Origin of the sequence: Mesorhizobium amorphae CCNWGS0123 (assembly GCF_001686985.1) — a bacterium.
In the GTDB taxonomy this organism is placed as follows: Bacteria; Pseudomonadota; Alphaproteobacteria; order Rhizobiales; family Rhizobiaceae; genus Mesorhizobium; species Mesorhizobium amorphae.
Map to the genome: position 1 here is coordinate 343,263 of NZ_CP015322.1, position 21,131 is coordinate 364,393.

Below are 21,131 nucleotides of genomic sequence, written 5' to 3' on the forward strand. Positions count from 1 at the left end.
ACTGACACTGACAATAATTAGCCTTCCAGTTCACCCTGCATGCCGCTCGGCACCGCGTAGAGCGCGACGTCGCTGCGGAATATTTCAAGATGAGCGCGGACCACCTCGCCGGCACGCTCTGCATCGTGGCCCTCAATGGCATCGATCATCTGATCGTGCTGCAGGGCCGCGGTTTCCTGGTCTTTCTGAATCCGCGGGCCGCCGTTCTGGCGGTAAAAGATTTTGCCGATCCGCGCATGGTCGATGAGCAGCTTCTTGAGGCTGGGTAGCAAGTACGGGTTGTGTGCCATCCTGCCGATGGTCAGGTGGAACTGGTGATTGAAAATCACCCTGCTCTCAACATCACCGTCCGCTATGGATTGCCGAAATTTGCGCTGGGTCTGCTTGAGGACCGCAAGATCCCCCGCACTGTGGTTCACCGCCGCGAGTTTCGTCGTTCCAACGTAGATCATGGGCGCGACGATCAGGAAGTCTCGAAGAGTCTGATAGGACATCACGGATACTCGCGCAGCACGATTGGCCTCGAGGTCGACATATCCTTCACCGGCCATCTGACGCATGAGTTCGCGGACGGGAGGGCGGGACAGGCCGAATTCCTCGCTCAGTGCAACCTCATCCAAAACTGCCCCAGGCTCGAGCTGCATGGTCAGAATGCGGTGCACCAAGGTTTCAGCGAGAAGGCCCTTGCGGTCCGTCGACGCTGGCTGCTCATCAAGGTTCATTGCGAGTCCCTTTTTTGTAGATAGACATATTGTAGACAAAGATCATAAGTCAAGATAAGAATGTGACATAACCCTTGGAACAGCGACTTGAGGTGTCACCCAGGTCGGCATCGGCCGGAGCATCGACTGTGTTTCATTCATCCCCACGCGGCAGGCAAGCTTCCTCCGTCCGGTTGAAGGTCGGGTTCATTCTGGCCCGCTCATTTACGTTGACCGCATTTGCTCTGTTCATTGATACGCTTCGCCTCGCCAGCGATGAAACGGACAGATCCGGCAGGGTCAAAGCCGACTGGGAGGTATTGTCGGACACCCGACATCTGGTTAGCGCAAGTTGCGGCGTACAGGTGTCGCCGACGTCGTCGCTTCAAGATCCGATGGAGTTTGATTACATCGTTGTCGTCGGAGGCCGGTTGTCCGACAGCCAGGCAGTCGACAGTCGGACGATACAGTATCTTCGGGAAGCCGCAGCGAGAGGCGCGTGCCTGATTGGAGTCTGCACCGGGACATTTATCTTAGCGGAAGCCGGCCTCATGACTGCCCATGAGACGTGTGTAAGCTGGCTGCATTACGTCGACTTCCGAGAGCGATTTCCTGGCCTCCGGGTCCAAGCTGACAGAATCTATACCCTTGATGTCACTCGGGGATCATGTGCGGGGGGCAGCAGCACAGCCGACTTGGCGGCGGCACTGGTGCGGCGGCATATTGGTGAGGCGGCCGAACGAAATGCGCTCGAGGTCCTGCAAATCGACAGGGTCCGCGGAGCGCAGTGGGTACAGCCGCGTAGACCGCTCGAGCTCGAAATCCATAGTCCGAAACTTCGCGCCGCACTGATCCTAATGGAACAGAATGTGGAGAATGTCCTGTCGATCTCCAGACTGGCCGCCGCATTGGGCATTTCAAGGCGACAACTCGAACGCCTGTTTTTCACGGAGCTGCAGAGCTCTCCTGCGCTCGTTTACAGGCGCATAAGGCTTGAACGTGCCAAGCAGTTGCTCCGGACAGGCAATGCACCCCTGATCGACGTCGCGGTTGCTGCGGGGTTCGAGAATGCTTCACACTTCGGCAGGGTCTTTCGTACCGTTTATGGCCAGTCGCCATCGGTTTGGAGGCGTTCGGAGGGTAACGAGCAGCCCCCATCGGACGCCGAATGCGGTGCACAGGAGGGTCCCCTCCAACGTGCCGTTCGAAAAGAGACAAATTTGCGCCAAACTGTATGATAGGGTCCTCGACAGTTTTGCGGCCCGCGAATGGCCTTATTTGGGTGACGAAAATCCATGTCTAATTATCGACGGCTGCCGCTGAGCGCGCTTCGCGCTTTCGAGGCTGCGGCACGTCATCTCAGTTTTACCAAAGCCGCCAATGAGCTGTCCGTGACCCAAGCGGCAGTTAGCCGCCATATCCTCACCCTTGAGGACCACCTCGACATCCAGCTCTTCAACCGGGGTAACCAGAAGGTTTCCCTGTCTCCCGCAGGCGAGGAGCTCTTCGAAGCTGCCACGCTCAGCCTCGCGCATATTGCGGCGGCCTTCGACAGCGTGAAAAGGAGGGAAAAGGCGCGACGGCTGACCGTCGGCATGCCCATGTCGTTCGCTACTCTCTTTATGAGCCATCGCATCGGCGATTTCGTGGCGAACAACCCAGACGTCGACCTCCATCTGGTTTCCCTTGAGCGCAGCCCGTCGCCGGCCACGGATGGCTTTGATGTATCAGTCGTTATGGGTTATTTGGCGCGGCCTGGCTTCACCGCCACCGAGCTTTTCGGGGAGGAAGTTTTTCCCGTCTGCAGTAAGTCCTATCAGCCCCACGCGCCCATTTTGACCCCTGAGGACCTCGTCAACGAGGTCCTCCTGGTGATGGATGATCAGCATTGGTCCGCTTATCCGTGGTCGCCCTTTGACTGGGTGCATTGGCTTGGACAGTTCGGCGTTTCATCCGATTTCAAACGCGTCATTACGTTTAACAACTACCCGACGATGATGCAGGCTGTGATCAGAGGCCACGGAATCGGGTTAGGCTGGCGTCATTTGGTCAACGATTTCCTGAATGAAGGCTCCCTAATCAGGCCCCTGCCGGAAAGCTGCCTGACCGGGCGCAAACATCATTTGGTCATACCTGATACAGCGATCGAACGGGAAGACGTCCAGATCTTTCGCAACTGGCTGATGGCCCAAGTGGTAGACCTCAATCCTTCGCCCACCCCAACGGAAGTTGGTATCGAGACATCCGCTTTTGCGCATAGCAAGGGAACAGGACGCTGATTTGCGCGATAACATTTAGTCCTGCGGCGCATGACTTTTTATACCGTTGTACCGAAAGCGCTCCCTCGCTAGCGTTTCGGCAACATTAAGAGGGAATACCCTCATGCTGGGCTGACCGCCCAGTTACCATGGGAGCCAAGCATCGACGAAGATCCTGGGGCGGCCTAACCGCGCGAACATGTCGTCGCGCAAAAAGGCTTCGTCTGGATAACCCGCCTGGCGGACAACCGAGGCGCAGGGACGTGATAAGCCTGGCTGAAAGGAAGTTTGGTGAAGCCTGAAGATATCCTGAACCCGTTTAAAAGCTGGCATTTACCGTTTGACCACTGGGTCAGCGACGGCTTGGGTTGGATTGTACAAAACTACCGACCATTTTTTCAGAGTGTTAAATGGCCTATTGACCAGCTCCTGACGACGTTCGCAGCTGTTCTCAACGGCATTCCGCCCGTCATCGCAATTGTCATCGTTGGCCTTATTGCCTGGCAGCTTTCCGGTTGGCGGCTGGCCGTCCAGACAGCAGGCCTCCTGATCATCATCGGCCTCCTCGGCATCTGGGGAGAGACCATGACCACGCTCTCTCTTGTTTTTACGGCGGTCCTTTTCTGCACGATCGTTGGCATCCCGTTGGGCGTGCTTGCGGCGCGGAGCGCTCGGACTGCTGCAATCTGCAGGCCAATCCTCGACACAATGCAAACGATTCCGTCATTCGTCTATCTCGTCCCGGTTGTTATGTTGTTTGGCATCGGCAATGTGCCGGGGGTTATCGTAACCATCGTTTTTGCCTTGCCGCCGGTCATAAGGCTGACGACGCTAGGTATCCAACAGGTCTCCGAAGAGGTGGTGGAGGCGATGCGCGCCTTTGGCGCCTCCGACAGCCAGCTTCTCTTCAAGGCGCAGTTGCCGCTGGCGTTGCCGAGCATTTTAGCGGGCGTCAACCAGACGCTGATGATGTCGCTCGCGATGGTTGTGGTTGCGTCGATGATCGCCGTGGGCGGGTTGGGACAAATGGTCCTACGGGGCATCGGCCGGCTGGATGTCGGCCAGGCCGCAACCGGCGGAATTGGGATTGTTCTCCTGGCAATCATCTTGGATCGCCTCACCCAATCAGCCATGACCAGCAGCAGGCAATTCGCTCACGTAGCTTGGTACAACCGCGGCCCTGCTGGGATCGTCACAGCTGTGGTCAGAACCCTCGCTGCCCGTCCGGCAAGCCGCGAGCAATTGCGAAGTGACCGGCAACAAGTGTCAAATTCATAACAGCGGGAGCAACAATGAGCCAGTTTACAATCACTTCGGCCCTTAGGACACTCGCCGTCGCCGTCACGGTGTTCGGCACAATGATGTTGACGTCCGGATATGTGGCCGCGGAAGATCTGCCGGGTAAGGGCGCCACAGTGAAGCCGATGTATAACGGGATCGCCGAAGAACTATTCGAGTCCTACGTGGTAAAGCTTGGGCTTGATGATCTAGGGTATACAGTCGAAGAACCGGCACAGTCCCAGGTTGCAGTTGCCCATGTGGCCGTCGCAAATGGCGATGCTGATTACTACACTCCGCACTGGTACCCCCTGCATACAGCGTTTGCAAACCAAGCTGGTGGAGACGCGAAAGCCCATCGGGTGGGCACCTTGGCGAGAAATTCAATTCAGGGCTACTCGATTGATAAAGCTACGGCCGACAAGTACGGCATCAAAAGCATCGATCAGTTGAAAGATCCGAAGATTGCCAAGCTTTTCGATATTGACGGAGATGGCAAAGCAGATCTCTACGGTTGTGAGCCTGGCTGGGGGTGTGAGCGCATTATCGAGCATCATCTGGATGCTTACGGGCTGAGGGACACGGTAACGCATAACCAGGGCGAGTACTTCGCTTTGATCGCCGATGCGATCGAACGGGTCAAAGAGGGCAAACCGGTGTTGTACTACGGTTGGACCCCTACCTGGATTAACGGCATTCTCCGCCATGGCGAGAATGTATCATGGCTCACGGTTCCCTTCACGGCTTTGCCCGATGAACAGGCCGGGGCAGAGACGGCAGTCGCCGGCATAGGCAATCTGGGCTTTACTGTGAACACACACCACGTGTTCGCTAACACGGCGTTTCTTGAGAAAAATCCCGTCGCAAACAAGTGGTTCGAGCAAGTCCAGATTCCGATTGAAGACATCGACAGCGAGAACCTGCTGATTCACAAGGGAGAGAAGTCGAATGACGACATTCGTCGGCATGCTGAAGATTGGAAGAAGGCCCATCTCGACGAGTGGAACAAATGGATCGCCCAGGCCAAGCTCGCTTCCAAATAACCATCAAGGATAGAACTCATCCGGCAGAATAGCTCTGCCCCACGGTAGGCCGGAAACCTGGAGACGGATTTTGACTGCTCACGCCATCGAGTTCAGGGATGTGTGGAAGGTTTTCGGATCGACTGCAAAGTACGATCTGGCTCGCATCCAGAGGGATTATCTTTCAAAGGACGCTCTCCTTGAACAGCACGGCTGTGTCGTTGCGGTGGCCGGCGTTTCTTTCAAGGTCAAGGCTGGAGAGATATTCTGCGTCATGGGTTTGTCCGGAAGCGGTAAATCGACATTAGTCAGGCATGTCAACCGGCTAATCAAACCTAGCGCTGGGCAGATCATTGTAGGCGGTGAGGACATTAATCTGAAGTCCGAGGCGGAGATGCGCCAGCTGCGGGCTCAATCGATTGGAATGGTATTCCAGAACGTGGCGCTGTTGCCGCATCGAACCGTGCGGGACAATGTTGCATTAAGTCTAGAGCTACGAGGCGTTCCGAAACGCCGCCGTTACGATATCGCTGAGGAAAAGCTGGAGCTGGTGCAGCTTGCCGGTTGGGGGGATCGTTATCCGGACGAACTGTCCGGGGGAATGAAACAGAGGATCGGATTGGCCCGTGCGCTAGCGGCTGACCCGGCCATCTTGCTGATGGACGAGCCTTTTTCGGCGCTCGATCCACTTATTCGTCGGGAGTTGCAAGACCAGTTCAAGGAGCTGTCAAGCAAGCTTCGGAAAACAACACTTTTCATCACACATGATTTGGACGAGGCGGTGCGCCTGGGTCATCAGATTGGCGTCATGAAGGACGGCAAAATGCTGCAGATCGGCTCTGCGGATGACATCATTGGAAACCCGCAGGATCCGTACGTCGAGAAGTTTGTCCAGGGAAGCAGTCGTCTCAAGCTCCTGACGGCCGCCTCTGTCATTTCACCCCTCAGCGGATATTCGAGTGTCGGAGGCACGGCGCTCGCCGATGCTCCGAGGGTCATGTTGAACATTGGGATAGAGGAGCTGGTGGCGTTGTCAAATACAAATGGGAACAAGCCGCTGGTTGTAACTGATGAGTCCGGCGCCGACGTTGGAATCGTCACTGCATCCTCCCTGCTCAAAGGCATTGAGGATAGGCTTTAGCGGCCCGACACTCACCCGCCATAACCTTACTTCATGACGTGGATGACTATTTATTGTTAGTTTTCCGCAGATTGCTGATCTATATTCTATTCTAACATCAACTAAGGATTAAGCTATGTCTGCACGACCCGGTGGCCGGGACGCCCGGCAGAAGATGCGTTCGGAGCGGGCAGTTACATATATGCCCCCGATGGACCGCGGCCTGCCTTACATGGATTTGCTAAGCGCGGACGAACTGGAGCGTCTTCATGACTACTCCATGCAGATCCTCGAAGAAATTGGCATTGAGTTTCGTGACGACGAGGCCATTGCGCTGTGGAAGGCTTCCGGCGCCGACGTTACCGAACAGCGTGTCAGGATAGACCGTCACCTGTTGATGGATCTTGTCGCGAAGGCTCCCGAGTCGATTACTGTCCACGCCCGCAATCCGGCAAAGACAGTCACCCTTGGCGGCCGAAGGACAATTTTCACCCCCGCGTATGGCTCTCCAAACGTGCTGGACCTAGAAGGCAAGCGGCGAAACTCGACGATCGCCGATTTCGTGAATTTTGCAAAGCTTGCCTATCAAGCGCCGGCCATGCACATGACCGGCGGCGTCCTTTGCGAGCCAATGGACGTGGCAGTTCCCAAGCGTCACCTGCATATGAATTACAGCCTGATAAAATACTCGGACAAAGCGTTCATGGGCGCCGTCACCTCTAAAGAGAGGGCAGAGGACACTGTTTCAATGGCCAAGATCGTTTTCGGCGACGAATTTGTCCACGATAACACCGTCACGGTATCGATAGCGAATTGCAACTCGCCGCTGGTATGGGACTCAACGATGCTCGACGCGGTCAAAGTCTACGCCGCGAGCAATCAGGCAATCCTGTTCACCCCGTTTGTCCTTGCGGGCGCCAGCACCCCGGCGAGTACCATCGGCGCGGTGGCACAGCTCAACGCCGAGGCGCTTGCCGGCGTAGCCTTCGCTCAAGTCGTCCGGCCGGGAGCTCCGGCAATCTATGGACAGTGGCTGGCTACGGTCTCCATGAAAACCGGGGCGCCCATGGCTGGAACGCCGGAAATCGACCACATGAACATGTTGGTCGGTCAGTTGGCGAGGCGCTACAAGCTCCCCTGGCGCTGCAGCGGCATGTGCACGAGTTCCAAGCTCGTCGATGCCCAAGCCGGGTATGAAGCAGCCCGCAACATGTATGGCGTACTGATCGCCGGCGCGAACTTTGTTCTTTCGACCACCGGTTATCTCGAGGGAGCCCTCACTCAGAGCTATAGCAAGTTCATGCTCGACGCAGAGCAGATGGTAATGTTCTACAAGCTCGGACAGGGCTTGGTGAAAAGCGAGTTGGATGAGTCGCTTGATGCGATCCGCCAGAGCGAGCCCGGCGGCCATTATCTCGGGACCGCCCACACGCTGAAGAACTTCGAGCAGGCCTTTTTCGTACCCGATCTGATGGACCACGACAGCTTTGAGCAATGGTCGTTCGCAGGCGCAAGGGACGCCGACACACGGGGACGCGACGCGGCTGCAAAAGCGCTGAGGGAGTATCAGGCCCCGCCACTAGACGAAGCTATTGATGAAGCCTTACTCGAGTTCATGAAGCGCAAGGAACTCCTGATCGGCGACGCCGTCCTCTAAGCGGCAGCCGAAGGTCGCAGGTACCAATGTCTGGTCGAGACATCCGCAGTGTCGTCGTGCAGTTTCGTGCGCGACCGGCACGGATTGCGAAACGTCCCAGTTAGCTGAAGTCCCACCAAGGCTGTCTGTCCACAGGCCGGCCATCCCCTGCGAAAGGTATGGAAGAAGCTGATGAACGCACCTCCCGACATGAATGCCATGAAGGCTTTGTCCACATTTGACAGCCACATGCGCGGCGGCCAGCCTGTCGACCTGGTTGTTCTTGTCCTGCCCGGCTTTTCGCAATTGGCACTCCACGCGTTCATCGAACCATTCCGCATTGCCAATGTGCTTTCAAAGCTGGCGTTGTTCCGGTGGCGCATAGCAGGACTTGACGCACGGCCGGTCGTGGGCGCGAGCGGGCTTTCGGTGGCGGTAGATATGACCGTCGACGACCTGGACGTTTGCATCGGTGGGAAGGCACCAAACCACCTGGCGATCATAGCCGGGGAACCCGTGAGCCCGCGCCTGCCGCCCCAGATAACTAACGTCTTACGGACATTCGCACGCCGCGGGATTCCAATCTCGGCACTAGGCACAGCACCCTGGCTTCTGGCGCAGACAGGTCTGCTATCGGGTACGCGCTGCACGATTCATTGGTCAAGACTGGCCGCATTCTCGGAGATGTTCCAACAGACGCAGGCGCGGGATGCGTTGTTCGTAAAAGACGGCCAATTTGCCACCTGCGCAGGGGAACTGGCGGCCTTTGACCTCGCCGTCGATCTGATCTCCGGCCATGTCAGCGGAACGATCGCCCAGGAGATCTGCCGATACGCAACGGTTGACGGGCAACGGTCTGGTTCGAACCGTCAGACGGGACCAACCGGCCTTGCGTTCGCCGGCGCGAGCGACAAGCTGCTGATGGCAATGCGTATCATGGAAGAATACGTGGAAAACCCTTTAAGTATGACGGAAGTTTCCCGGCGCGTTGGCATATCACGACGTCAGTTGGAGCGGCTGTTTGCAGCCCACGTCCATATGCCTCCGGTGCGCCATTACCTGCGCGTGCGTGTCGAGCACGCCAAACGCCTGATCGAGGGCACGAGCTTGCCGATTATCGATATCGCAATGGCCTGCGGCTTCATGTCTGCTTCGCACTTCGCAAAGTCGTTCAGGACCTTCCATGGCGTGTCACCACAGCAATGCCGTATTGCGCTACCAGCGTGGGTCGGACCCGGCCTTGGTTGACACAACTGCTAACGACCGCCGGAAGGCTCGGCGTTCATTCTCATTTAGGCCTCGCAATAGGCGGCTTGACGTCGGAGGGCTGGGTGCCCTACGCGGAACTGATTAGAGCGTCCACTGCTCATGGAAACGGCAAACCGTTCTAGGCTTTCGGAGCATCGGGTAGCTATTGGGAGTCATTGTGGCTTACGGATCTGGCGACATGAGCGAAGGCGCGCGCCTAAATGCACACTCACCACTACGGTCTATCAACAGCTTCGCGACGATCTTCTGCTCGGCGTATGTGACAGCCAATGCATCATGCCGGTTAGCGCTCAAGTGCTGGAGGAACTGACCCCCATGCGCTGCCGGCTGGATGAGCTGACGCGTCAACCGAATCGGCGAATGGGAAGAGCAGTTGGTGCTGGCTTTGCACCGGCTGGCGCGCCAAGCGTCCTCTGCCGGAGGTTCCGTCCTCCAACAATCCGGAATGGGAGAATCTGCGCCGGGCCTTTTCACCGGGCGCTGATCGTCGGTGGCCGCTCGCACTGGCTGACCGATTGGCGACCAGCTCTCCGATCAGGCCCCCCGCTAAAGGCTGATCTCCTAGGATGATTCCGAGCGCGATGAGATAGGCGGGCATCGGATGATCGCCGTGCGCGCCGTGGATGGCGACGCTGAAGGCGCCGTCGAAGCGCAGCTTAACCAATACCGTCTTACGGCGGCCAAGTTGCATGGAGCGCTTCGAGGTAACCTGCGACCCGCGCGAGTGACGCCAAGCAGCTGCGCAGCCTAGGTCTCTGAGCGCCTCGCCACCGGAACTGAAAGTTGGCAGGGACACCCCGATTTCGCTTCTGCTTGGCAGGCCGACGCTGTTCCTTTTTGGCGGGTTGCTTGCGCTATAACAATTTCAAGGAAACGTGCGCTCCGTTTCCGGCCGGAATTCCGTCAACACTGTTGCGGGCTAAACCGCTATCCTGGGTCTTCCCGACGCGACCGCTAACACCTGTGCCTCGATGAAGAGACGCTGACCTTCCACGGTCGAAACCCGATATTCGATGGTGACCTCAATCTCGGCGCTGTCGGTGCCTGCATCCCTAGCCGTCCCCACGACGAGGGCGCGGACATCGGCCTCTGCGGCGGCGATGGCCGATGGTTCATCAAGGAAATCGCGAACTCTACCCCCAGAGGCGAGGCGGAAGAGTCCTTCTTTGGGTTGGCTGACCTGTGCCTCGGCCGACACGCGCACCTGCCCGACGACCGCGCCCAGCGCATTGGCGACATCGGTATCTTCCGGCACGACGCAGTCATTGCCGACTAAGGGCGGCAGCCCGGCATAGTGCAACGGCGCGGAGGCGCCCAGGCCTATGACCGGGCGGTCGAGCGCGACGCTTAAGCGGGCGATGCCGGGATGTGCGTCGACAGCGCGTTGAACCAGGGCATGTGCCACCGTCGAAGCGCCATCGAGCCCGTCTTCGGTGAAAGCCGTCTCCAGAATGACCTCGGCCGACCAGCGGGTCAGCGTAAGCAGTACACGCTCCGAAAACGCCTCCGGGGACACAGCAACCGGGTGGCCCCGGCCGTCACGTTTGCGGGCGAACAATTCGGCGCCGAGCCGGGCAGCGAGGGGGTCCCAATTCGCTTGCCTGCCCAGCACATGGGCAGCATCCGACGGGGTAAAGCCGGCGACATGTACCAGACCGCGCGACACCAGCCTGTTGAGCGTGGCGTTCTGGGCGTTTGAGGTAAGAAGCTTGTCCAAAGCGACGGCCATATTACCAATAGCCTCGTAGAGTCGGCTTTCAGGTGCGGTAAGGCCAGTTGCAAGCCGATCTGGCACGCCTGTGCGCACCGCGAAGCGGCCATCCATGCGGCTGGGATTGGGGGTGCGCAATTGGCGTTCGAGCTCCCCCACAACGGCCTCGCTATGCGTCGTACCGGCAAGCGCCAAAGGCACCAGGCGGCGCGGCCCAAGCAGGATTTGTGGAATTAGCGCCCCATCCTCCAGCGCCACTTCGGAATCGCCGCCAAGGCCGAAGGTGCGCATTGCGACAGCCTCGACCATGGTGCGGAAGCCACCGACAGTGGCCCCCTCCGGGTCAAGGCGCGGTCGGCCCCTGTCGAGCACGGCGACGTCAGTAGTGGTGCCGCCAATATCAGAAACGACGGCGTTGTCGAGGCCGGTCATGTGATGGGCGCCGACCAGGCTGGCGGCCGGCCCGGAAAGAATGGTCTCAATGGGCCGCTGGCGAGCAAACGCCGCCGAGACCAGCGCGCCGTCGCCGCGCACCACCATCAAGGGGGCCACGATCTTACGCGCTTCGAGAAACCCCTCGGTTGCTGCGACCAGCCGGTCGATCATCGAAATCAGCCTGGCATTGAGCAGTGTGGTCAGCGCTCGACGAGGGCCGCCGAGCTTGGCTGAGAGTTCGTGGCTCGCAGTGACCGGCAGCCCGGTCCTCTCGCGGATCATGTTGCGAGCGGCAATTTCATGCGCTGGATTGCGGGTGGCAAAATAGGCACAGACGGCGAAGCCGGATACCGAGGCGCCGAGTTCCGGGAGTGCCGCTTGCAAACCCGACAGGTCGAGTCCGGCGGTGTTGCCATGAACATCATGGCCGCCGGGACAGAAAATCACCGGGTCTGTGCCAAGAGCGGTCTTCAACCCGTCTCTTGCAAGGTCGGCTTCGGAGAAGCCGATCATAATAAGCGCGACCCGACCGCCCTGCCCTTCGACTAGTGCGTTGGTGGCCAGTGTTGTCGAAATCGAGACCAGTTTGATGGCAGCCGAATTGGTGCCCGCCTTGCACAGCACCGCGTCGACGGCGCCCGAAATGCCGACCGCCAGATCGTGCCTCGTGGTCAACGCCTTGGCCTTGGCCAGCACCTTGCCCTTGTTCGGTCCCTGTTGCGGGCCTTCCGTTTCGGACCACAGTACGGCATCCGTATAGGTGCCGCCGGTATCGATCCCGAGAAACACTGGCTTTGGCTTCGAACTCACTGCGGATAGCCGTTCGATGGGAGTCCGTTAGACTTGCCTTGCAGGCTAGCGGGACCCTGGATTTTTAGCAGAGAGTCCTGCGGGAAGCTTAACCTGACGCAAGCCGTCTGGCGCACGGTTAGGCCTGGACTTTAGTCAGCTTGGCACGATATTCTTCATCCAAGATCGCCGGGAGAGAGATCTTCTTAGTGCGAGCACCATCGACCGAGATCATTTCACCGCTCACAAAACTGGAATCATCACTCGCCAGCCATAGGACAGCATTGGCTATCTCCTTCGGAGCGCCAATCCTTCCCACTGGATGAAGCTGGCCCAATTCGCGCTCAATCAAGGCGCGGTCTGGATGCATCTCGACGTATGCACGATTGAGATCAGTGTCGATCCAGCCCGGGCAGACTGTGTTGCAACGGATGCTATCGGGACCAAGGTCCACGGACAGAGCGAGGGTCAATCCATGAATACCAGCTTTCGACGCCGCATAGGCACTGTGCCATGGGTTGACCATGAACCCTTCGACCGACCCTATGTTGACGATGGTCCCCCCGCCCTGACGTCTCATTTCAGGGACGACATATTTGGCCATTAAGAAAGGCCCGCGGAGGTTAACGGCCATGAGCCGGTCCCACTCTTCAGCTGTCTGGTCATCAATAGTCTTGTGCATGACCAGACCGGCGTTATTGACCAGGATATCGATCCGGCCGAACTTCTGGAGGACTTCATCGACGAAAGTCCGGATCGATACCTCTTTGGTCACATCAAGGGTGAGAGCGGTAATTCCCTCGCCGCCATGCGCACCGGAAGACCGATCGTCGCGCAGGTCGCCGACAACGACAATGGCGCCCTCTTCGGCAAGCTTCTCCGCGATCGCACGCCCTATGCCCTGATTGCCTCCAGTGACGATGGCGACCTTGCCTGATACCCGACTCCGACTGCCCAAAATGTCCTCCTATCCTGCCGTGAAGCCGCCATCAATTGGTATAGCGACGCCTGTGATGTGCCTGGCGCCGTCACTTGCGAGGAACAGCGCTAGACTTGCGATTTCCACTGGGGTAGCCACGCGGCCCTGCGGTATCGAATCGACATTCCCTTGCAGGATTTCTTCCGCGGTGACAGGTTTATGGTGGGCCGACACCAGCATTGGTGTATCGACGGCGCCAGGACAGACCGCATTGATGGTAATGTGCTCCTTGGCATGATCGAGGGCCATGGCCTGGGTCATGAGCACGACCGCACCTTTGGAAGCGCAGTAGGCGACAAGCCCAGGACAACCGACCAAACCAACATTCGAAGCAATGTTGACGATGCTGCCGCCCCCGGTGGTCCGCATGGATTTCACGGCGGCTCGGCTAAAGTAGAAAACGCCGTTGACGTTTGCTTCAAAGGTCTGACGCCAGTCCTCGTTGCTAGTGTCAATCGCATTGCCACGCCGAATGATACCGGCACTGTTAACCAGCACGTCGACCTTGCCAAAGCGCTCGACGCTAGAATTTACCACCTCGTCAGCAAAGACGGGGTCAGCTACGTCCCCCAGCATTAGCTGCGCGGTGCAACCCAGCTTTTCGACGACCTCAAGAGCCCGTTGACCACGTTCTCGATCGCGGCCGACCAGCAGCAGAGTCGCCCCAGCAGAGGCAAATGCCTCCGAAATGGCGCCGCCGATTCCAGATGTTGCGCCCGTGACGATAACGATCTTTTTGGAATGGGTCATATACCGGTTGCCTGTCTAAAATCAGCCCGACGGAACCGCCCGGCACATTTCCTGATCTAGAGCCCCAGACCGCCCCTTCGCAAGCGACCAAAAAGTCATGCCTCGGACAAGCTGAAGTCATGGCGCCTCAACGGCAGAACCCTGTCAAATTTCAGGCGGACATACTCATGACTCCTGGTTATCCGGTTCGACAGGAATACTCATTTGAATGACAGCTCGCCGCTGCCTATAGCTCGCTCTCGCGGCCCTTTGCGTAGCTGCGCATCCTGCGTGGCTTGGTCCGCAATACGGGAGTAGCCCTGACAGGCTATGATCAAGCTCATCCGCAGAGCCAATAGGAGCGTGTTATGCCAGTCATTCACATTGAAACGTTTAAAACTGATGACGACAAGAAGGCCGAAATTGCCGCGGAGATCACCAAGTTGTTCTGCGAGAAATCTAACCTGAAGCCAGAACAAGTCCACGTTGTTTTCGACGAGTACACCCCGAATAACTGGGCCACCGGCGGCAAACTCTGGTCCAGGATGTAACCCGCGGGCCCTAGCCATCAAAGCAAGCGAGGAACCCATGAGCGACACCAAATTGGTTTCAAAAGATCCTGACGGGTCCCTGCTTTCCGACAACTGGAGCGATTTGCGACAGTTCCGGCAGATGCCTGAAATAGACGCTCAGAGGCTCGACAAGTACCGCAAAGATCGCCTGAGGGCTGCGATGCGCGCGTCAGACGTCGCCATGTGCGTCCTGGTGAGCCCTATCAGCCTTCGCCATGCGATCGATTACAACGTCTATCCTCTCTTTCAATCCCATATTCCCGTCACCTATGTCTTTATGCCTGTCGACGGGCCGCTCGTTCTACATGCCGGGCTTGGGAATGAATCTACCGCCGACGTATCGCGGCCCGGACGGCCGATTTCGTTTTTCGAAGGCGGCGCCGAGCTGACGGAGAATGCCCGACTGTTCGCGGATGACATTGTTCAGTTTTTGAGCGAGATCGGTTCTAAGAACCGCAGGGTAGCGATTGAGTATGTAAACCCGAGCATCACCCTGGCATTGCTGCAACGCGGAATCGAGGTTATCGACGCCGTCGACATTGCCGAAGGTGCACGTGTGATAAAATCGGCTGATGAGGTCGAATGCATTCGGTGGGCATGCGCCGTGGCTGAGCATGGTATCGCCCGCATGCAGGCCAGCATGGGCCCTGGCGTCACCGAAGTACAACTCTGGGGAATCCTCAACTACACCAACCTCGCCAACATGGGCGGCTGGCATGAGGGACGGATGCTCGCGTCTGGACCTCGCATCAATCCATGGCTTCAGGAAGCCACCCAGCGAGTCATCGAGCCAGGCGACCTGGTTGGGTTCGACACAGACATGGTCGGCCCATTCGGTTATTTTTGCGATGTTTCCCGGACTTTTTATTACGGCAAAGACCGTCCAACTGCACGTCAGCGCCAACTCTACCGCTATGCCTACGACGAGTTGCACGCCAATATGAAGCTTATTCGTCCCGGTGTCACCATGAAAGACCTTCAAGAGAAGGCTTGGCCGGTGCCGGAAGAGTTCCACGAGCAGGCATACACGTGCTTGATGCACGGGGTCGGAATGTGTGACGAATATCCGCAAGTTAAGCCGATATTTAGAGGACCAATTGCCTTTGAGGCGACCCTCGAAGCTGGCATGGTTGTTTGCGTCGAATCCTACATTGGCGCCGTCGGCGAACGTGACGGGGTGAAGCTTGAGGAACAGGTCCTGGTGACAGCGGATGGGTATGAACTCCTGTCGTCCTACCCGTTCGAAGACCGCCTGCTAGACTAGTGCGCGTCCATAAACGGCTGTTTTCCCGGAGTTTTCAGGGGTCTTTGGCCTGCTGAAGCGATGTTTTGCGGACGCGTGATGGTACAAGGGCACGGAGGTTGCGGCCGGGGGTCGATCTGGCGGCATTGGGGTCATAGGGGTATCGGCCGGCGCTGGCCGGCGTGCTCCTGAACGCAGCCCGATGACTGGGGGTCAGGTCGATTTGAGGCGGGTGAAGAGGGCGAGATTGTAAGCGACCACCGAGGACCAGACGTAAGCCTTGAAGTGGTTGAGCCCGCGCCAGGTGCAGCGGGCCAAGCCATAGGCGCGCTTCAGGCAGGAGATGCTGGCCTCGATACCAGCGCGGAAGTTGCGCAGCTTGCGATAGACCCAGCGGCTGCTGACCATGTCTTCGATCCTGAGGGCGCTCTTCTTGTGGAACGCCATATCGCGCACGCCCCAAGCCTTGGCTTGGCGCAGATTGGCGCGGCTGGCATAGCCGCCGTCGGCCGCCGCCTGACGCGGCGGCTCGCCGTAAAACGCGATGTGGCGCTCCAGCATTAGCAGCAGACGCTCGCTGTCGGCTGGGTTGCCCGCTTCGATGACGAGATCGAGGATCAGCCCGCTGCGACCGGTGGTCAGATTGATCTTGTGACCATAATCGACGTCGCGGCTGCCCTTGACGATGATATCGGCATGCGGCTCGAACAGGCTCACCAGCTTCTCGCCGGCCGGGACCGGCTCGCCTGCCAGGACCCGCCGTTCGGTCTGGGCGATGATCCGCTCGATCAGCGGCCAGTAGTGGCGGACTTGGGCCTGCCACAGTTCAACGGCCGGGCTCGCCGCCAGGGTCGGTTGCTCAGCCGCCTGCTGGAGATAGCCCAAGGTGGTGCGTGTGATCCTGAGCAGCTCGCGGTAGTGCCTCACCCGTTTCGGGCGACCGCGGGTATATTCGATCGCCCGGGACCGCTTCTTCGCCGCGCGGCAGTGATCGTGCCATGGGATGGCGCTGCCCAGTGCATCCGCGTGCTGCAACAGCCGCACCATCACCCGCACAGCGTCCCATAACAGGCTGCTGTCGCTCGGCTCGTGGACGAGTGCGGCGGTGACGGTGCTGTCCACGCGCACGACCTTGCCGCTTTCCAGCTTCTCTCGCCTGGCGCTTGCCAGCAGTACTTTGTTGATCTCTTCCCAGGTCGGCGCCCGGATCGCGCTGATCGTCTTGTGCAGGACTGATTTCTTTGGGCTCCACCCCCATGGCAGCCGGGCAAAAGCCCGGAACGAGGCGGAATCCTCCAAGTGAAAGGCCAGTTCCTGATAGCTTAGTTGGCGATGCTGCTTGAGCAGCGCGCAGCGCAGCACAGCCTCCGCCGGCAGGCCCTCGCGGCCGGTCTCCTTGAGACCGTGCCGGCGCAGGTCCCGCGTCACCAGGCTCAAAAGCTCGCGATGCTCGTCCAGCCATTGCGACATGGCTTTCAATTCACAGCCGATCTCGTGTCGGGCGAAAAGATCAAATACACTGGATTGGACGGTGCGTTCTTGGCGCATTGTCGGCTCCGGCGGTGGCAGAAACGCTTTGGAATCAGTGGCTTGATCTCGAAGTGTATCTGAAACCGCCGGGCCTTGCCTGCCCAAAATCAGGATTCATTCAATAATATCAGCAGCTTGCCGTTTATGGACGCGCACTAGACTAGGCCGATAAAACGAATCCGGTCGACTCGGCAATCGGGGGCAAACGCGAAACAGCCAGGAGCCAATTGCTTTCGGCCCAGTTCAACATTCGACATGATCGGCTCTGAAGCCATGACTTGGATCCATGAACAAGTGGGCGCTACCATACTTGCCGACACCCACGAGCACCTCGTTGAAGAATCCAGACGCATTTTCCCCTTAAACGACTGGCTGCTACCGTGTGATGACTGGTCATTGCTTTTCAAAGAGTATCTGCAGGACGATCTCTTTTCTTCAGGAATGAGCCAATCGGAGGTACGTCGATTTTATGATCCTGCGGTTTCAGCAGTACAAAAGTACAAAATCGTCTCTCCCTAATTTGACGCTCGCATTTACTGGTGGCATACATGCTTCACCGTTGCCGCATCGCATTGGCTAGGTGCACGGCACCTCCTTCATGACAAAGGCTGAAAACCCGTCCTCGGGTCGTTTCATTTGCAAGATCGCTCGATCCAGCCATACGTTCGTTGCCGCACGCGCCCGGGCACGGTTGCAAGATCTTCGGCCGCCGCCGCGGCACCCCTTAACTCGGCGACCATATCTGCATGTCCCAATGTCATGGCGCGAAAGCTCCATGTTCATAGACCTATTGCAAGGTGCCTTGGCGCATCGCTTACCCTGCTGCTCAGAGAGCGAAATTTGCTCTTTCCGCAATTCTGCGAGTGGCAGGAACGCAATCCTCCTGCCAACACATCCCAAGACTTCCTTAGTCACAATCATTCGGTTCCGACCGAGAGAGGGTGTAACCACTCCAAACCGGGGATGATTTCACGCTTGAGCGGGAAGTAGCATCTGAAGCTGTGCTCCGTATCATCCGGGCTTGTTGAAGGTTCGGGGAAGACGCGGCCGCAGATATCCTGCGCGTAACGACAACGGGTGTGGAACTCGCAGCCGGATGGTCGCCTCAAAAGGCTCGGCACCTCGCCTTTGAGCTCGATCCTATTGAGCACCGCATCCGGGTCGGGCTCCGGATTGGCCGCAAGCAGCGCCTCGGTGTAGGGGTGCCGCGGTTGATCGAAAATACGCTCGGTCGAGCCGACCTCAATAAAGCGGCCGAGATACATGATCGCCATGCGATCGGTCATGTGGCGCACCACGTTAAGATTGTGCGTGATGATCAGGATCGCCATGCCGAGTTCGTCCTGAAGCCGCGCGAGAAGATTGAGCACCTCCCCTTGCACTGAGACGTCGAGGCCTGCGGTCGGCTCATCGGCAATAATCAAGTCCGGATTCAGTGCAAGAGCACGCGCGATACCCACGCGCCTGGCCTGACCTCCGGAGAGTTGATGGGGATAGCGGCGAGCAAAATCCGCCGGTAGGCCGACCATCCGAAGCAGGCGCTCGGCTTCGCTTCCGGCGTCGCGACGCTTTAATCCATGGATGCGAAAAGGCTCTGTCAGGAGCGATCGAACCGTCAGCCTCGGCGACAGTGAGCCAACTGGATCCTGGAACATCATCGCCATGCGCCGCAAGTAGGGTTTGCGTTCGGCCCCGCTGAGCTCCTCAATTTCCTGTCCATCGAAGCTGATGCTGCCGCTCAGTGCCCGCTGCAAGCCGATTATCGTGCGCGCGATGGTGGATTTGCCCGAGCCGCTTTCACCGACAAGGGCGAGTGTCTCGCCCTTGCGGATTTCAAAGGACACCCCGCATACTGCGTCGATGAAAGGGGCTTCCGTCCCGGTTGCGAGCGCCTTCAGCGGACCCATGGTGCGGAAGCGGACGCGCAGGTCCTGAACCCGAAGCAGCGCGCTCATGCCGAAACCAAACGCTCTTCGGCGAGAAGATGGCATCGCGCGACTTGGTCTAGGCCGATGCGGTACTCGACCGGGCTCTCTTGCACACAGCGGTTGTACGCATGTCGGCAACGCGTACGGAAGATGCATCCTTGCTTGCTGCCCAGCAGACTGGGGACCTCACCGGGAATAGTCGGCAAAGTGCGAGTGCTTTTTTTGATACGCCCGGGATCGCACTCAAGCAGCGCGCGGGTGTAGGGGTGAGCAGGATTGTGGAAGATGTCCCGAACGGCGCCCTGCTCCACCACTTCCCCTGCATACATGACGGCGACTCGGTCGCACAACTCAGCCACCGCACCGAGGTGGTGGGAGACGAAGAGAATCGAGCAACCTATTTCTTTTTGCAGATCCTTGAGCAAATGAATGATCTGCACTTCCAGCGTTGCATCAAGCGCAGTGGTTGGCTCGTCGGCGACGAGGAGCGCGGGTTTCACAAGAAGCGCCATGGCGATACAAACGCGCTGGCGCATGCCACCTGAGAAGTGATGCGGATAGGCGCCTATGCGGCTTTCCGGATCAGGAATTCCGACCCGGAGAAGCATGTCGAGGGCACGAGCGCGCTTTTCGCTCCGACTTCCTTGATCGTGGTGCTGGATATCGATCATCTGGCTCTCGATGGTCCGCACCGGATTGAGTGAGGTCATCGGATCCTGAAAGATCATCGAGAGACGATCGCCGAGCAGGGTCCGGCGCGCTGGAATAGGCATTTTGAGCAGGTCTTTGCCTTCGAACAGGATGCTGCCGGCTGTCACATCTGCATTTTCTGGAAGCAGGCCCATCACTGTATAGGCGAGCGTCGACTTCCCGGATCCGCTTTCGCCGACTATGCCAATCACTTGTCCCGCTGGCACATCGAGCGAAACGTTCCGCAGGGCATGGATGCGCCCACGCGGTGTACCGAAATCGAGATTTAGGCCACGAACCGCAAGGAGCGGCCGGGCGGATATTTGCTGGGTTAGACCGTCTTGTCTCATAGGTCTTTCCGCAATTTGGGATCAAATATATCGCGTAGCGCCTCGCCCAGGAACGTGAAGCCAAGCGTTGCGAGGACGATCGGAATGCCGCTAGCGATCACCAGCCAAGGGGTCTGGTTGATGTAGCTATAGCCATCGTTGAGGATCGCTCCCCAATCAGGCGTTGGGGGTCGCACACCCATGCCCAGAAAGCTCAGACCCGCCTCTACGGCGATGACAGCCGGAACGTCCATACTCACCAGAATGAGAAGCGGGCCGAGGACATTAGGCAGTACGTGCACGGCGAGAATGCGCGTCGTGCCGGCGCCCATACTACGCTCCGCGGCAACGTACTCGCTGCTGCGCAGCGCCTCCGTCTGGGTCCGCACGACACGCGCGTAAATGGGCATGGACGTTATCGCGATGACGAGAATGACACTCGCCAAACTTGGTCCCAGAAGCGCGATCATGGCCAGCGCGAAAATGATACTTGGAAACGACCGGATCGTATCGAAGACAAGCAGGAGCAAATTATCGAGCCAGCGCGGACCGAAGCCCGCGATCAAACCAAGGACGAGGCCGACTGCCAGTGAACTGCCGAGAGAGGCGAAAGCAACGAGGAGCGGGATGCGACCGCCCATGATGATGCGAGAAAAGGTGTCGCGGCCCAGTTGGTCCGTACCCAGCAGAAAATCCAGTGAAGGTGCGGCCAGACGCGGCCCGACCATGATCCGGATCGGATCATGCGTGATCATCAGCGGAGCGAAGATAGCGATTGCTGCTATGAGTATGACAAGCACTGCTCCGAGCATGCCCAGGCGGTTTTTGCGAAATTGCCGCAAAAAGGTCCGAAAAGCGCCGGTAGCCATTGCATCGTTGGGTTCGGGACGAATGGCTTCAACGCTCACCATG

At 58.4% G+C, this 21,131-nt stretch carries 19 protein-coding genes; 10 read left to right on the top strand and 9 right to left on the bottom strand.

Annotation, left to right across the window (positions count from 1 at the left end; all coding sequences use genetic code 11):
• Window positions 1-17 precede the first annotated feature (17 nt).
• Complete coding sequence (locus A6B35_RS31570; protein WP_006199516.1) at window positions 18-722, bottom strand: GntR family transcriptional regulator; 705 nt, start codon at window positions 720-722, stop codon at window positions 18-20.
• Between the two features lie 173 nt (window positions 723-895).
• On the opposite strand from A6B35_RS31570, the gene A6B35_RS31575 reads away from it, so the two are divergent.
• The 7 genes from A6B35_RS31575 to A6B35_RS31605 all read left to right on the top strand — a co-directional run bounded on the left by A6B35_RS31575 (window position 896) and on the right by A6B35_RS31605 (window position 9,263).
• Window positions 896-1,939 carry a GlxA family transcriptional regulator gene (locus tag A6B35_RS31575; RefSeq protein ID WP_006199517.1) on the top strand — a complete coding sequence of 348 codons (1,044 nt, stop codon included), beginning with the start codon at window positions 896-898 and terminating at the stop codon, window positions 1,937-1,939.
• 57 nt (window positions 1,940-1,996) lie between these two features.
• Window positions 1,997-2,980: a LysR substrate-binding domain-containing protein gene (locus A6B35_RS31580; protein ID WP_006199518.1), complete on the top strand. Its 984-nt coding sequence runs from the start codon at window positions 1,997-1,999 to the stop codon at window positions 2,978-2,980.
• Window positions 2,981-3,250: 270 nt separating this feature from the next.
• A complete protein-coding gene (locus tag A6B35_RS31585) occupies window positions 3,251-4,237 on the top strand; it encodes an ABC transporter permease subunit (RefSeq protein ID WP_006199519.1) in 987 nt (328 codons plus the stop codon).
• Window positions 4,238-4,251: 14 nt separating this feature from the next.
• Window positions 4,252-5,280, top strand: coding sequence for a glycine betaine/L-proline ABC transporter substrate-binding protein ProX (proX, locus tag A6B35_RS31590; protein ID WP_006199520.1), 1,029 nt, complete (start codon window positions 4,252-4,254; stop codon window positions 5,278-5,280).
• Between the two features lie 70 nt (window positions 5,281-5,350).
• Window positions 5,351-6,400 carry a quaternary amine ABC transporter ATP-binding protein gene (locus A6B35_RS31595; protein ID WP_006199521.1) on the top strand — a complete coding sequence of 350 codons (1,050 nt, stop codon included), beginning with the start codon at window positions 5,351-5,353 and terminating at the stop codon, window positions 6,398-6,400.
• A 115-nt stretch (window positions 6,401-6,515) separates the two neighbouring features.
• Window positions 6,516-8,036: a trimethylamine methyltransferase family protein gene (locus A6B35_RS31600; RefSeq protein ID WP_040581756.1), complete on the top strand. Its 1,521-nt coding sequence runs from the start codon at window positions 6,516-6,518 to the stop codon at window positions 8,034-8,036.
• A gap of 171 nt (window positions 8,037-8,207) precedes the next feature.
• On the top strand, window positions 8,208-9,263 hold the full coding sequence (locus A6B35_RS31605) for a GlxA family transcriptional regulator (protein WP_006199523.1): 1,056 nt from the start codon (window positions 8,208-8,210) through the stop codon (window positions 9,261-9,263).
• 304 nt (window positions 9,264-9,567) lie between these two features.
• Here the strand turns inward: A6B35_RS31605 and A6B35_RS35960 are convergent, their stop codons facing one another.
• The 4 genes from A6B35_RS35960 to A6B35_RS31620 form a co-directional block, all read right to left on the bottom strand.
• Window positions 9,568-9,975: a hypothetical protein gene (locus A6B35_RS35960; protein ID WP_006199524.1), complete on the bottom strand. Its 408-nt coding sequence runs from the start codon at window positions 9,973-9,975 to the stop codon at window positions 9,568-9,570.
• A gap of 228 nt (window positions 9,976-10,203) precedes the next feature.
• Window positions 10,204-12,240 carry a hydantoinase/oxoprolinase family protein gene (locus A6B35_RS31610; RefSeq protein WP_040581757.1) on the bottom strand — a complete coding sequence of 679 codons (2,037 nt, stop codon included), beginning with the start codon at window positions 12,238-12,240 and terminating at the stop codon, window positions 10,204-10,206.
• Window positions 12,241-12,358: 118 nt separating this feature from the next.
• Window positions 12,359-13,177, bottom strand: a complete 819-nt coding sequence (locus A6B35_RS31615) for an SDR family NAD(P)-dependent oxidoreductase (RefSeq protein WP_063825573.1) — start codon at window positions 13,175-13,177, stop codon at window positions 12,359-12,361.
• Between the two features lie 9 nt (window positions 13,178-13,186).
• Window positions 13,187-13,948, bottom strand: coding sequence for an SDR family NAD(P)-dependent oxidoreductase (locus tag A6B35_RS31620; RefSeq protein WP_006199528.1), 762 nt, complete (start codon window positions 13,946-13,948; stop codon window positions 13,187-13,189).
• A gap of 347 nt (window positions 13,949-14,295) precedes the next feature.
• On the opposite strand from A6B35_RS31620, the gene A6B35_RS31625 reads away from it, so the two are divergent.
• A complete protein-coding gene (locus A6B35_RS31625) occupies window positions 14,296-14,478 on the top strand; it encodes a tautomerase family protein (RefSeq protein WP_006199529.1) in 183 nt (60 codons plus the stop codon).
• Window positions 14,479-14,515: 37 nt separating this feature from the next.
• The gene (locus A6B35_RS31630; protein WP_006199530.1) at window positions 14,516-15,763 is read left to right on the top strand and encodes a M24 family metallopeptidase; all 1,248 of its coding nucleotides are present in this window, start codon (window positions 14,516-14,518) and stop codon (window positions 15,761-15,763) included.
• A gap of 192 nt (window positions 15,764-15,955) precedes the next feature.
• Here A6B35_RS31630 and A6B35_RS31635 read toward each other — a convergent pair whose 3' ends face one another.
• The gene (locus A6B35_RS31635; RefSeq protein ID WP_006199531.1) at window positions 15,956-17,290 is read right to left on the bottom strand and encodes an ISNCY family transposase; all 1,335 of its coding nucleotides are present in this window, start codon (window positions 17,288-17,290) and stop codon (window positions 15,956-15,958) included.
• Between the two features lie 237 nt (window positions 17,291-17,527).
• Between A6B35_RS31635 and A6B35_RS31640 the strand changes: the two genes are divergently transcribed.
• Window positions 17,528-17,791 carry a hypothetical protein gene (locus A6B35_RS31640; RefSeq protein WP_040581758.1) on the top strand — a complete coding sequence of 88 codons (264 nt, stop codon included), beginning with the start codon at window positions 17,528-17,530 and terminating at the stop codon, window positions 17,789-17,791.
• 398 nt (window positions 17,792-18,189) lie between these two features.
• Here the strand turns inward: A6B35_RS31640 and A6B35_RS31645 are convergent, their stop codons facing one another.
• From A6B35_RS31645 to A6B35_RS31655, 3 genes are read right to left on the bottom strand one after another with little or no spacing between them, the layout of a single operon-like run.
• On the bottom strand, window positions 18,190-19,227 hold the full coding sequence (locus A6B35_RS31645) for an ABC transporter ATP-binding protein (RefSeq protein ID WP_006199532.1): 1,038 nt from the start codon (window positions 19,225-19,227) through the stop codon (window positions 18,190-18,192).
• Window positions 19,224-20,240 carry an ABC transporter ATP-binding protein gene (locus A6B35_RS31650; protein ID WP_006199533.1) on the bottom strand — a complete coding sequence of 339 codons (1,017 nt, stop codon included), beginning with the start codon at window positions 20,238-20,240 and terminating at the stop codon, window positions 19,224-19,226. The genes A6B35_RS31645 and A6B35_RS31650 overlap by 4 nt, the downstream gene beginning before the upstream one ends.
• Window positions 20,237-21,130, bottom strand: coding sequence for an ABC transporter permease (locus A6B35_RS31655; RefSeq protein WP_006199534.1), 894 nt, complete (start codon window positions 21,128-21,130; stop codon window positions 20,237-20,239). The genes A6B35_RS31650 and A6B35_RS31655 overlap by 4 nt, the downstream gene beginning before the upstream one ends.
• Between the last annotated feature and the right edge of the window lies 1 nt (window position 21,131).